The organism is Pseudomonas sp. ACM7 (assembly GCF_004136015.1).
GTDB classification, from domain to species: Bacteria; Pseudomonadota; Gammaproteobacteria; order Pseudomonadales; family Pseudomonadaceae; genus Aquipseudomonas; species Aquipseudomonas frigoris.
This window is the reverse complement of the sequence record NZ_CP024866.1, coordinates 1,958,485-1,970,824: the sequence shown is the minus strand read 5'-3', so window position 1 is coordinate 1,970,824 and position 12,340 is coordinate 1,958,485. Positions and strand designations below refer to the sequence as shown.

14 protein-coding genes are annotated in these 12,340 nt (G+C 60.2%); 1 reads left to right on the top strand and 13 read right to left on the bottom strand.

What is annotated here, in order from left to right; all coding sequences use genetic code 11:
• Nucleotides 1-73: 73 nt before the first annotated feature.
• From CUN63_RS09340 to CUN63_RS09275, 13 genes are all read right to left on the bottom strand, one after another.
• Nucleotides 74-382, bottom strand: a complete 309-nt coding sequence (locus CUN63_RS09340; RefSeq protein WP_008011171.1) for an urease subunit beta — start codon at nucleotides 380-382, stop codon at nucleotides 74-76.
• Nucleotides 382-915, bottom strand: coding sequence for a GNAT family N-acetyltransferase (locus CUN63_RS09335; protein ID WP_129438896.1), 534 nt, complete (start codon nucleotides 913-915; stop codon nucleotides 382-384). The genes CUN63_RS09340 and CUN63_RS09335 overlap by 1 nt, the downstream gene beginning before the upstream one ends.
• 6 nt (nucleotides 916-921) lie before the next feature.
• On the bottom strand, nucleotides 922-1,455 hold the full coding sequence (locus CUN63_RS09330) for a GNAT family N-acetyltransferase (RefSeq protein WP_129438894.1): 534 nt from the start codon (nucleotides 1,453-1,455) through the stop codon (nucleotides 922-924).
• 9 nt (nucleotides 1,456-1,464) lie between these two features.
• A complete protein-coding gene (ureA, locus tag CUN63_RS09325) occupies nucleotides 1,465-1,767 on the bottom strand; it encodes an urease subunit gamma (protein WP_033055605.1) in 303 nt (100 codons plus the stop codon).
• 171 nt (nucleotides 1,768-1,938) lie between these two features.
• Nucleotides 1,939-2,778, bottom strand: coding sequence for an urease accessory protein UreD (locus CUN63_RS09320; RefSeq protein ID WP_129438892.1), 840 nt, complete (start codon nucleotides 2,776-2,778; stop codon nucleotides 1,939-1,941).
• Nucleotides 2,779-2,821: 43 nt separating this feature from the next.
• On the bottom strand, nucleotides 2,822-3,520 hold the full coding sequence (gene urtE / locus CUN63_RS09315; RefSeq protein ID WP_129438890.1) for an urea ABC transporter ATP-binding subunit UrtE: 699 nt from the start codon (nucleotides 3,518-3,520) through the stop codon (nucleotides 2,822-2,824).
• 132 nt (nucleotides 3,521-3,652) lie between these two features.
• The gene (urtD, locus tag CUN63_RS09305; RefSeq protein WP_129438888.1) at nucleotides 3,653-4,525 is read right to left on the bottom strand and encodes an urea ABC transporter ATP-binding protein UrtD; all 873 of its coding nucleotides are present in this window, start codon (nucleotides 4,523-4,525) and stop codon (nucleotides 3,653-3,655) included.
• Nucleotides 4,522-5,601: an urea ABC transporter permease subunit UrtC gene (urtC, locus tag CUN63_RS09300; protein WP_129438886.1), complete on the bottom strand. Its 1,080-nt coding sequence runs from the start codon at nucleotides 5,599-5,601 to the stop codon at nucleotides 4,522-4,524. The genes urtD and urtC overlap by 4 nt, the downstream gene beginning before the upstream one ends.
• The gene (urtB, locus tag CUN63_RS09295) at nucleotides 5,601-7,103 is read right to left on the bottom strand and encodes an urea ABC transporter permease subunit UrtB (protein ID WP_129438884.1); all 1,503 of its coding nucleotides are present in this window, start codon (nucleotides 7,101-7,103) and stop codon (nucleotides 5,601-5,603) included. Before urtB ends, urtC begins: the two co-directional genes overlap by 1 nt.
• 163 nt (nucleotides 7,104-7,266) lie before the next feature.
• On the bottom strand, nucleotides 7,267-8,532 hold the full coding sequence (urtA, locus tag CUN63_RS09290; protein WP_129438882.1) for an urea ABC transporter substrate-binding protein: 1,266 nt from the start codon (nucleotides 8,530-8,532) through the stop codon (nucleotides 7,267-7,269).
• Nucleotides 8,533-8,841: 309 nt separating this feature from the next.
• Entirely contained in the window at nucleotides 8,842-9,852 is a 1,011-nt protein-coding gene (locus CUN63_RS09285; protein WP_129438880.1) for an iron ABC transporter permease, read from the bottom strand.
• Entirely contained in the window at nucleotides 9,849-10,796 is a 948-nt protein-coding gene (locus CUN63_RS09280) for an ABC transporter substrate-binding protein (RefSeq protein ID WP_129438878.1), read from the bottom strand. The genes CUN63_RS09285 and CUN63_RS09280 overlap by 4 nt, the downstream gene beginning before the upstream one ends.
• Nucleotides 10,793-11,581, bottom strand: a complete 789-nt coding sequence (locus CUN63_RS09275; RefSeq protein WP_129438876.1) for an ABC transporter ATP-binding protein — start codon at nucleotides 11,579-11,581, stop codon at nucleotides 10,793-10,795. Before CUN63_RS09275 ends, CUN63_RS09280 begins: the two co-directional genes overlap by 4 nt.
• A 405-nt stretch (nucleotides 11,582-11,986) precedes the next feature.
• Here CUN63_RS09275 and CUN63_RS09270 point away from each other — a divergent pair, with 405 nt between their 5' ends.
• On the top strand, nucleotides 11,987-12,301 hold the full coding sequence (locus tag CUN63_RS09270) for a hypothetical protein (protein ID WP_129438874.1): 315 nt from the start codon (nucleotides 11,987-11,989) through the stop codon (nucleotides 12,299-12,301).
• Nucleotides 12,302-12,340 lie beyond the last annotated feature (39 nt).

Sequence of the window (12,340 nt, the reverse complement as noted above, 5' to 3'; positions counted from 1 at the left end):
ACAGGGGACCGCGTTTTCCTGTAGGAGCTGTCGAGCGGAGCGAGGCTGCGATCTTTTGGGAGCGCCGCATCTTTCAGTCGAGGTCACCCATGATCCTGCCGGCAAACCCGAACACTCGGCGATGCCCGGCCAGGTCTACCAGCTCGACCTCGCGGCTCTGTCCCGGTTCGAAGCGCACGGCGGTGCCGGCAGGGATGTTCAGGCGCATGCCGCGGCTGGCGGCGCGGTCGAATGTCAGCGCATCGTTGGTTTCGAAAAAGTGGTAATGCGAGCCGACCTGAATCGGCCGGTCACCGCTGTTGGCCACTTTCAGGCTGAGGGTGCGGCGGCCAACGTTGAGTTCGATGTCACCGGGCTGGATCTGGTATTCACCAGGAATCATCAATGGGCTCCTTGGAGAATCTTGTAGTAGAGGGCGGTCGGCTTGTAGCGGCCGCTCGGGTCGCAGGCATAGTCGGGGATTTCACCCGCGCGGGTGTAACCCAGCGCCTTGTAGAAATCTTCAGCCGGTGAGCCGGCCTCAGTGTCGAGGAAGAGCATGCCGCGTTTGTGCTGGAGGGCGGCCGTTTCCAGTGCGCTCATCAACTGTTGGCCCAGACCCCGGCGACGCGCATGTTCACGCACCAGCAGTTTTTGCACTTCGGCGCGGTTCAGGCCGTTGGCTTTCTGGCACAGGGTCAGTTGCACACTGGCCTGCACTTGCTCGTCCTTGACCACCACCCACAGCAGCACATTGCCCTTGTTCAGGTTGTCCTGAACCTCATCGAAATAGGCTCGGGCCTGGGCGGCGTCCAGATTGGCCATGAACCCGACGCTGGCACCATAGCCGACGGCGTCGAGCAGCAGATCAATCAAACCCTGACGATAGTGCGCAAAGCTTTCAACATTGACGCGGCGCAGTTGGGCGGCGTTCATGGCAAATTACTCCTTGTTGGCGGTCGGCGGTTCCGCGCCAGGATTGAGGGTCAGTTGCATAAAGGTCAGGTCCAGCCAGCGACCGAACTTGGTGCCCACCTGAGGCATCTGGCCGGTCGTCACGAAACCGGCTCGTTCATGCAGGCGAATAGAAGAGGCGTTACCGCTTTCGATGGCGGCGACCATCACGTGTTTTCCACAGCCTTTGGCGCGCTCGATCAACGCGGTCATCAATTGCGGGCCGAGACCATTGCCACGCTGGTCGCTGCGCACGTAAACCGAGTGCTCGACGGTGTGGCGGAACCCGTCGAACGGCCGCCAGTCACCGAATGAAGCGTAGCCCAGCACCGTGTTGTCGCCTTCGACGATCACCAAAATCGGGTAGCCCTGGGATTGCCGGGCGCTGAACCAGGCCTGGCGGTTACCCAAATCCACGGCCTGTTCGTTCCAGATGGCCGTGGTGTTGAGCACGGCGTCGTTGTAGATGTCGCGGATCGCCGGCAAGTCGGCATGCGCTGCATCGCGGATGTTGTAAGTCATGGCGCGGCCTCAGGCGATCGGTTGGTGAACGGTGACCAGTTTGGTGCCGTCGGGAAAGGTCGCTTCGACCTGGATCTCCGGGATCATTTCCGGGATGCCTTCCATCACTTGTTCGCGGCTGAGCAGGGTGGTGCCGAAGTGCATCAGCTCGGCCACGGTGCGGCCGTCACGGGCGCCTTCGAGCAGCGCGGCGGAAATGTAGGCCATGGCTTCCGGGTAGTTGAGTTTCACGCCGCGCGCCAAACGCCGCTCGGCCACGAGGCCAGCAGTGAAGATCAGCAGCTTGTCTTTTTCGCGTGGGGTCAGGTCCATCGTTTGGAATCCATCTGGGCAGATAAAGTTATTGGATCTGTGAATACATAACCTGTGGGAGCGGCGGTGCGACGATTCGACTTGCTCGCGAATGCGGTGTGTCAGGCGACATTAATGCTGACTGACACACCGCATTCGCGAGCAAGCCCGCTCCCACATTTGTATCGCATTTCAGGTGCTCCATATTCTGGGTGGGACCGCTTCCCGGCCAAGTAACACCGGCCTGAGCAATCGCCACAAATCAATCAGCCAGCCCCGCGCCAGCAGCGCTTCACTGGCCAGGCACCGTGCAATCAGAAGCCCCGGCAATTGCGTCAGATCTCCGCGCACCTCGTTGGGCAGAGCACGGCACCTCTCCAGCAATTCACTCTCAACCTCCCCAGTCACCCACAACGTCGCAAACACCGGTTGCCCATCCAGGCCAATCGGCGAATCAAGCAAACCATCGCCTCCGACAATGCGCTGGCGTTCATGCCAGAGCAACTGACCGTCGCGGCGGATGTCCAGCTGCGCCTGAAAATGGCCGAGGTCGAAACGCTCGCCGCTGGCCGGCCTGCCCAGCGCCACAACGTCCCAGTAAAACAACCGAGCATCGCCTTCCAGATCAATCGAAGTGCTGAGCTCTGCCTGGGCGTCGCTGAAGATAATCGTCTCTTGCGGCAGCCATTCCAGTGTCGCGCCGGCAGCTACTTTCAAGTCGAGCTTCTGATAAGCGGGCCCCGCTGCGCGATACCACTTGGCCGCGCCGGGGCTGGTGATTTGCGCCCAGGCATCGCGGCCGACACTGGTCGAGATGTCCAGCCGATCACCCCCGGCAATCCCGCCGGGCGGGTGCACGATGATGTGCTGGCAAACCTCCGGCCCTTCGGCATACAGGTGCTTCTGCACCCGCAGCGGGCCTTTGTGGCGGCGCTGAACCGGGCGCGTACTGTCGCCGAATCGGGCGTAGCCGAGTTCCAGCTCGGCGTGCCAGCTCGGGGTAAACAGGGCAGTGGGAACAGGTAAATTCATGGCTTCTAATTATCGTTGGGACGCTACAGATTAGATCGTAGCCTTATATCGTAACCAGACCGCGTACACCCTCGGCCTCCATATTTTCTCCGCGACCCTGTTGCACGATTTCGCCCCGGGACATCACCAGGTACTGATCGGCCAGTTCGGCGGCGAAATCGTAAAACTGCTCTACCAGCAGAATTGCCATGTCGCCACGGGCTGCGAGCTTCTTGATCACGGCGCCGATTTCCTTGATCACAGATGGCTGGATGCCTTCGGTGGGCTCGTCGAGAATCAGCAGGCGTGGACGGCTGGCCAACGCTCGGCCGATCGCCAATTGCTGCTGCTGGCCACCGGACAAGTCACCGCCTCGCCGCTGCTTCATCTGCAGCAGCACCGGAAACAGCTCGTAGATGAACGCCGGGACTTCCTTGGCTTCAGCACCGGGAAATCGCGACAGGCCCATCAACAGGTTTTCTTCCACGGTCAGCCGGCCGAAAATTTCCCGACCCTGAGGCACGTAAGCGATCCCTGCGTGAACCCGCTGGTGTGGCTTGAACGTGGTAATCGGTTTGCCTTCCCAGTTCACCGCGCCTTCTTTGGCCGGCAACAAACCCATCAGGCACTTGAGCAGGGTGGTCTTGCCGACGCCGTTACGGCCGAGCAGGCAGGTGACTTCGCCGACCTTCACGTCAAACGTCAGGCCGCGCAGGATGTGACTACCGCCGTAATACTGATGCAGCTTGTCGACTTGCAGCATTTCAAATTCTCCTCAGTCCCCTGTGGGAGCGGGCTTGCTCGCGAAGGCGGACTCACATTCAACATATGAGTTGACTGACACACCGCTTTCGCGAGCAAGCCCGCTCCCACATAGAGCAGTCCTCAACTGGCCTTAGCGGCCGAGATAAACCTCGATCACACGCTCGTTGTCCTGCACCTGCTCCAGCGACCCTTCGGCCAACACGCTGCCCTGGTGCAACACGGTGACGTGGTCGGCGATGGAGCCGACGAAGCCCATGTCGTGTTCCACCACCATCAGCGAATGCTTGCCCGCCAGGCTCTTGAACAATTCGGCGGTGAACTCGGTCTCGGTGTCGGTCATGCCCGCTACCGGCTCGTCGAGCAGCAACAGCTGCGGGTCCTGCATCAGCAACATGCCGATTTCCAGAAACTGCTTCTGACCGTGGGACAACAAGCCCGCCGGTCGATTGACCGACGTGGTCAGGCGAATGGTCTCCAGCACTTCGCTGATGCGATCTTTCTGTTCGCCACTCAGGCGAGCCCGCAGGCTGGCCCACACCGATTTGTCGGTTTTTTGCGCCAGCTCCAGGTTTTCAAAAACGCTCAAGGCTTCGAACACTGTCGGCTTCTGGAACTTGCGACCGATGCCGGCCTGGGCGATTTGCACTTCGCTCATCTGCGTCAGGTCGAGGGTTTCACCGAACCAGGCCTTGCCGTGACTGGGGCGAGTCTTGCCGGTGATCACGTCCATCAGCGTGGTCTTGCCCGCGCCGTTGGGGCCGATGATGCAGCGCAATTCGCCGACGCCGATGTACAGGTTCAGATCGTTCAGCGCCTTGAAACCATCGAAGCTGACGCTGATGTCTTCAAGCGTCAGGATCGTGCCGTGGCGCGTATTCAGGCCGGGGCCGACGCGTTGACCGAGGCCGATGGCGTCGCGGCTGCTGCCGGCGTCCCGGTTGGGTTCCAGTGGCGGAAAAAACGCCGGTTCGAGCATGAATTCAGCCGTCGCAGTCACTCTCATTGCTCACCCCTTTTTTTCAGCAAACCGATCACGCCTTTGGGCAGGTACAAGGTCACGACGATGAACAGCGCACCGAGGAAGAACAGCCAGTATTCCGGGAAGGCCACGGTGAACCAGCTCTTCATCCCGTTGACCACGCCGGCGCCGAGCAGCGGGCCGATCAGCGTGCCGCGACCACCCAGCGCCACCCACACGGCGGCTTCAATGGAATTGGTCGGTGACATTTCGCTCGGGTTGATGATGCCGACTTGCGGCACGTACAGCGCACCGGCCAAGCCGCACAACACTGCGCTCAAGACCCAGACGAACAGCTTGAAACCGCGCGGGTCGTAACCGCAGAACATCAGGCGGTTTTCCGCATCCCGCAGGGCGGTCAACACGCGACCGAACTTGCTCTGCGCCAGGCGCCAACCAATGAACAGGCTCGCCACCAGCAACACCACCGTGGCGAAAAACAGCACCGCACGAGTGCCCGGTTCGGTGATGCCAAAGCCAAGAATGGTGCGGAAGTTGGTAAAGCCGTTGTTGCCGCCAAACCCGGTTTCGTTGCGGAAGAACAGCAGCATCCCGGCAAAGGTCAGGGCTTGGGTCATGATCGAGAAATACACGCCCTTGATCCGTGAGCGGAAGGCGAAGAAGCCGAATACCAGCGCCAGCAACCCCGGCGCCAGCACCACCAGACACATCGACCAGAGGAAACTGCTGGTGCCGGTCCAGTACCACGGTAATTCAGTCCACGACAGAAAGGTCATGAACGCCGGCAAGCCATCGCCCGAGGCCTGGCGCATCAGGTACATGCCCATCGCGTAGCCGCCGAGGGCGAAGAACAAGCCGTGACCAAGGGACAACAGACCGGCGTAACCCCAGACCAGATCGAGGGCCAGCGCAACAATCGCGTAGCAGAGAATCTTGCCTACCAACGTCAGCGTGTAAGCCGAGACGTGAAACGTGCTGTCCGGCGACAACAACGACAGCAACGGCAACGCCAGCAGCAGAGCGAGGATCACCGCGCCAACGGCGATCGTGACTTTGGGGCCGGCCTTTTGTGTGGCCGTGAGCATCAGAGGCTGATTCATCAGTCGATCACCCGTCCTTTCAGTGCGAAGAGGCCTTGCGGACGTTTCTGGATGAACAGAATGATCAGCGCGAGGATCAGGATCTTGCCGAGCACGGCGCCGATCTGAGGTTCGAGAATTTTGTTGGCGATGCCGAGGCCGAACGCGGCGAGCACACTACCGGCCAGCTGACCGACGCCACCGAGCACCACCACCAGGAACGAGTCGATGATGTAGCTCTGGCCAAGGTCCGGGCCGACGTTGCCGATCTGGCTGAGGGCTACGCCACCGAGTCCGGCAATGCCTGAGCCGAGGCCGAAGGCGAGCATGTCGACACGCCCGGTTGGTACGCCGCAGCAGGCGGCCATGTTGCGGTTCTGGGTGACGGCGCGCACGTTCAAACCGAGGCGTGTCTTGTTCAGCAGCAACCAGGTGAGCACCACCACAAACAGCGCGAAGGCAATGATGACGATGCGGTTGTACGGCAGCACCAGATTCGGCAGCACTTGAATCCCGCCCGATAGCCACGCCGGGTTGGCCACTTCGACGTTCTGCGCACCGAACACCAATCGCACCAGTTGAATCAGCATCAGGCTGATGCCCCACGTGGCGAGCAGGGTTTCCAATGGACGGCCATAGAGGTGGCGAATCACCGTGCGCTCCAGCGCCATACCGATGGCGGCGGTGACGAAAAACGCCACCGGCAACGCGATCAGCGGGTAGAACTCGATGGCTTGCGGGGCGAAGCGTTGGAACATCAGCTGCACCACGTACGTCGAGTAGGCGCCGAGCATCAGCATCTCGCCGTGAGCCATGTTGATCACGCCGAGCAGTCCGAAGGTGATCGCCAAACCGAGGGCCGCGAGCAGCAGGATCGAACCGAGCGACATGCCACTGAAGGCTTGACCGAGGATCTCGCCGATCAGCAGTTTGCGTTTGACCTGAGCGAGGCTGGTTTCGGCAGCGGTGCGTACGCCGGCGTCGGCTTCGACACCGGGTTGCAGCAGGCTTTCGAGGCGGGTGCGAGCCAGTGGGTCACCGGTTTCACCGAGCAGACGCACAGCGGCGAGGCGTACGGCCGGGTCGGTGTCCACCAGTTGTAGATTGGCCAGCGCCAAACTCAGTGCGGCGTGGACGCCTTCATCTTTTTCGCCAGCCAGTTGCTGGTCGAGAAATTTCAACTGTGCCGGTTTGGCGCTTTTCTGCAATTGCTGCGCGGCGGTCAGACGGGTTTTGGCGTCAGTGGCGAGCAATTGGTGGCTGGCCATAGCGGTGTCGATCAGACCCCGCAGGCGGTTGTTCAGGCGCAGGGTTTTCGGTTGGCCGTCGACGGTCAGCTCGCCTTGTTGCAGGGCGTTGATCAGCTCGATACGGGCCGGATCGGGCTGCGCAGCCCAGCCTTCCAGAAGCTTGGCTTGCTGCACGGGATTGGCCGCGACGAAGTCCTCGGCGTCGCTGGCAAAAGCAGCCATCGGTAAAAGCAATGCGATGACCAGGAAGAAGCGGTAAAGGGCGGTGGGCATATGTATGGCCTTGCGCGGGCTAAATGTGGGAGCGGGCTTGCTCGCGAATGCGGTGTGTCAGTCACATTAATGTTGGATGTGCCGCCGTCTTCGCGAGCAAGCTCGCTCCCACAGGGATTTGTGTCGGGCCCGAGCTCCATACCCGGCCCCGACATCCAGTGGCTTAGTTGCTCTTCACCGCATAATCCGGCTTCTTGTCGTTACCCGAGATGAACGGGCTCCACGGCTCGGCACGGATCGGCCCTTCGGTCTGCCACACCACGTTGAACTGACCGTCCGCCTGAATCTCGCCGATCATCACCGGTTTGTGCAGGTGGTGGTTGGTCTTGTCCATGGTCAGCGTGTAACCGGACGGCGCGGCAAAGGTCTGGCCAGCGAGGGCTTCGCGGACTTTGTCGACGTCAGTGGACTTGGCTTTTTCAGCCGCTTGCGCCCACATGTGGATGCCTACGTACGTGGCTTCCATCGGGTCGTTGGTCACCGCTTTGTCGGCGCCCGGCAAGTTGTGTTTCTTGGCGTAGGCTTTCCAGTCGGCGACGAATTTCTTGTTCGCCGGATTCTCGACCGACTCGAAGTAGTTCCACGCCGCCAGGTTGCCCACCAACGGTTTGGTGTCGATACCGCGCAGTTCTTCTTCGCCGACCGAGAACGCCACGACCGGAACGTCGGTGGCTTTCAAACCTTGGTTGGCCAGCTCTTTATAGAACGGCACGTTGGAGTCGCCGTTGACGGTGGAGATGACCGCGGTCTTGCCACCGGCCGAGAATTTTTTGATGTTGGCCACGATGGTTTGGTAATCGGCGTGGCCGAACGGGGTGTAGACCTCTTCGATGTCTTTGTCGGCCACACCTTTGGAGTGCAGGAACGAGCGCAGGATCTTGTTGGTGGTGCGCGGGTAGACGTAGTCGGTGCCCAGCAGGAAGTAACGCTTGGCGCTGCCGCCTTCTTCGCTCATCAGGTATTCCACCGCCGGGATCGCCTGTTGGTTCGGCGCAGCACCGGTGTAGAACACGTTCGGCGACATCTCTTCGCCTTCGTATTGCACCGGGTAGAACAGCAGACCGTTGAGCTCTTCGAACACCGGCAATACCGATTTGCGCGACACCGACGTCCAGCAACCGAACACCACCGCCACCTTGTCCTGGGTCAGCAGCTGGCGGCCTTTCTCGGCGAACAGCGGCCAGTTCGACGCCGGGTCCACCACCACCGGTTCCAGCATCTTGCCGTTCACGCCGCCCTTGGCATTGATCTCGTCGATGGTCATCAACGCCATGTCTTTCAGCGAGGTTTCGGAGATCGCCATGGTCCCGGACAACGAATGCAGAATACCGACCTTGATGGTCTCGGCGGCCTGGAGGCTCCAGGTCATGCCCATCGCGGCAATCGATGCCGATAGTGTGAAAGCCTTGATCAAGCTGCGACGCTTCATTGTGCGATCTCCATGAACTTATGAATTTTCTTGGTGGCAGATGCGGACTACTGAAGGGTCTTTAGCAAGGGCTGTGCCTGGTCGGCAAAAGGCAGGGAAATGTCGTATTAGAGCGGTTGCGCGGTTTGGGCGACGCACCATGAAGGATCGCGCCTGGCGCGTTGGTGCGAAGAGGTGCGCCACATTGGGGCGTAGACCTGTAGGAGCTGTCGAGTGAAACGAGGCTGCGATCTTTTGATCTTGATTTTTTAAGATCAAAAGATCGCAGCCTCGTTTCACTCGACAGCTCCTACAGGGGGATGTGGGGGTTCAGCGGCGACGCATTAGGCCGATGAAGAACAAGCCGCCGATGGCGGCGGTGGCAACGCCGATGGGCAAGTCTTCGGGGGCGATCAGGGTGCGGGCGGCGACGTCGACCCAGACGAGAAAGATGCTGCCCAACAACACGCACACCGGCAGCAATCGCCGATGCTCCGCCCCGACCAAACGTCGCGCAATGTGCGGCACCATCAGCCCGACAAACCCGATAGACCCGCTGATCGACACCAGCACTCCAGTCATCAGCGAAGCAATCAAAAACACCCGCAACCGCACGGTACGAGCGTTGAGTCCGAGGGTCACGGCCGTCTGCTCGCCCGCCATCAACGCATTCAGTGGCCGAGCCATTCCCAGCAACAACACCAACCCGAGCAACACGCTGGCCGCCGGCACTGCCAGCAATTCCCAGCGCGCCAACCCGAGCCCACCGAGCATCCAGAACATCACCGCCGAACTCGCGCGGTGATCGCCCAGAAACAGCAGCAGATTGGCGATCGCCATCATCACGAAGGACACCGCCACGCCGCACAACAGCAGCCGATCACTGTCCAGTCGCCCGTTGCGGTTGGCGATCATCAGCACGATCAACATGCTCAGCAACGCGCCGATAAACGCCGCGATCGGCAAGGTCAGCAAGCCGACGATTTCACCGACATGCAGCACCACAATCACCGCACCGAGGGTCGCGCCGGAGGTGACCCCGAGCAAATGCGGGTCGGCCAGCGGATTGCGCGTCACCGCTTGCAGCACCGCACCGATCAGCGCGAGCCCGGCGCCGACCAACGCACCCAACAGCATGCGAGGCACGCGAATCAGCCAGACGATGTGTTCCTGCCCAGCGGCCCAGTCCGGCACGCCGAAACCGAAAATCTTGTGCAACAGAATCCGCCACACCACGTCCACCGGCACCCGCGCCGGACCGACGCCCAGCGACACCACGCACGACACCAGCAACAACGCGCCGAGGGCAACCAGCAACAAGGCGTAGCGACGATTGATCATTCGCCGTGGAAACCCTTGGCCAGGGTTTCAACCGCCAGCACGTTGTCGATCCCCGGCGTGGCCTGCACATACGGAATCACGATGAAGCGCTGGTTCTTGATCGCGTCCACCGATTGCAGCGCCTTGTTGTTCATCAGAAATTGCTCTTTCTGTTCGGCGGTGACTTCGCCGTAGTCGACGATCACGATCACCTGCGGATTGCGCTCGACCACGTTCTCCCAGTTGACCCGGGTCCAACTCGCGTCGACGTCGTCGAGAATATTGCGCCCGCCAGCGGCGTCGATCAGCGCTTGCGGCATACCGAGGCGGCCGGAGGTCATGGCGCGGTCTTCACCGCTGTCATAGAGGAACACGCGAGGTTTGTCCGCCGGCAGATCCTTGCGCACTTCGGCGACTTGCGCCTGCATCTGGGTGATCAAGACGTTGGCGCGATCCTGCACGTCAAAGATTTTGCCGAGGTTGCGCAGGTCGTTGTAAGTGTCTTCCAGACTGGCCGGCGGACGCTTCATCACGAACGCGCAGGACTCGGTCAGCTCGTAGACGTTGATGCCCAGCGGCTGCAACGTTTGCGGCGTCAGGTCACCACCCACGCGCATGCCGTAATCCCAGCCGGCGAAGAAAAAATCGACGTTGGCGTTGAGCAGGGTTTCCACCGACGGGTACTTGGCCGCCAACTCCGGCAAGCCATCGAGGATGGTCTGCATCTGGGGCGTGACCGACTTCCAACCGGTCACACCGCTATACCCGGCCATGCTGGGTTTGAGGCCAAGGGCGAGCATCATCTGGGTCATGTTGATGTCGTGGCTGACCGCGTGTTTCGGCGCTTGCTTGAAGGTCACTTCGCGGTTGCAGCTCTGCACGGTCAACGGGTAGTGAGTGGCCTCGGCAAATGCCTGGGCATTGCCCAGCAACAGAGTGGCGCAAAGAAGGGAACGCAAAGTCATGGTTGGGTTATCCAGGTGATTCGTGGGTAGCCGTGCAAGGGATGTTCATCTATCAGCGCTTCGACGCCGAACACGTCGCGCAGCAGTGGGGCGGTCAGGACTTCTTTGGGCGTGCCGCTGGCGACAATGCGGCCGTGATTGATCACGTACAGCCGATCGCAGAAAGCGGCTGCGAGGTTGAGGTCGTGAATGCTCGCCAGGGTGCCGATCTTCAGGCGTTTGACCCGTTGCAGCAGTTCGAGCTGATAGCGCGGATCGAGGTGATTGGTCGGCTCGTCGAGGATCAGCATTTGCGGTTGCTGAGCCAGGGCGCGGGCGAGGATCACGCGCTGTTTTTCACCGCCGGAGAGGGTGGCGAAGGCATGATCCTCGAAGCCTTTCAGACCGACTGAATCGAGGGCCTGGGTTGCGAGTTCTCTGTCCTCCAGGGTGTCGCCGTCGAACAGACCTTTGTGCGGTGTGCGGCCCATGGCGACGACTTCGTCGACGGTGAGGCCGAAGGCGTCGGGGAATTCCTGCAGGACCACGGCGATACGTTGCGCGCACCAGCGCGAGGATTGCTTCCAGACGTTGTGGTGGTCGAGCTTGACCTCGCCGCTCTCGGGTTTGCTGAAGCGCCAGGCACAGCGCAGCAGGCTGGTTTTGCCGCTGCCGTTGGGGCCGATCAAACCGACGAACTCACCGGGGAGCACGTGCAAGGTTGCATCACGCAGTTGGAACTGGTGATGGCAATGGCCCTGGCCCAAGGGCGTCCAGGCGAGGTTCGTGAGGTTCAGCGAGGTCATGCATCTACTCTGAAATATTCGGTGTTGCTGACGGCCTCATCGCGAGCAAGCTCGCTCCCACAGTTGATCGCATTTCAATGTGGGAGCGAGCTTGCTCTTTGCGTTATGCAGTAACACTAAAAATGGCCGGGAGATAAGCGTGCGAAGTCTACAGAACTCTCTAATACGCGCATCTTGCCTGATTCATGATGAAGGTGAGGCGGATTCAGGTTGTGAATTGCGCTGTTTTATCGAGCGCAAACCTTGGAACATCGCATATCGTCGATTGTTTTTTTACGTGTATTTTTTAGATTAAAACAATCTAGAAAAACAGATAAAACCTGTCAGTTATGACAGTAGACCTGCCCTCCCGGCCCTCGTAGTTTTAGCGTGCAGGCGAATTAACGCTGCTACGAGGACATTGCGATGGACAGTTTAAAGGTGAGTGTTTTACTTGTTTCGTTGGGTTCTATGCTGTGTATCCAGTCTTTGAAGGCCGAAGATTGGGGCTCTTGCGCTGCTGCCTGGAATGCCAGCAGTGCCGTTGCAACTTGCGGGGAGCCACAGAGAATCAACAGTGTGCCGACCGACATGGTTAGGCTTGACGATACCCAGCGTTGCTGGATTACCGTCAAATGCCAAAGTGGTTCAGGCGTTCCCACCAGCACGAGTTACAGGGGCAGTGCCGAGCAAGTGAAAGGGCTTCAAAATATTAATGGCAACCTGTATTCGGACAAGTAATGCAACTTCGGTATTTTTGTTTTCAGGTTGTGCGGCCCG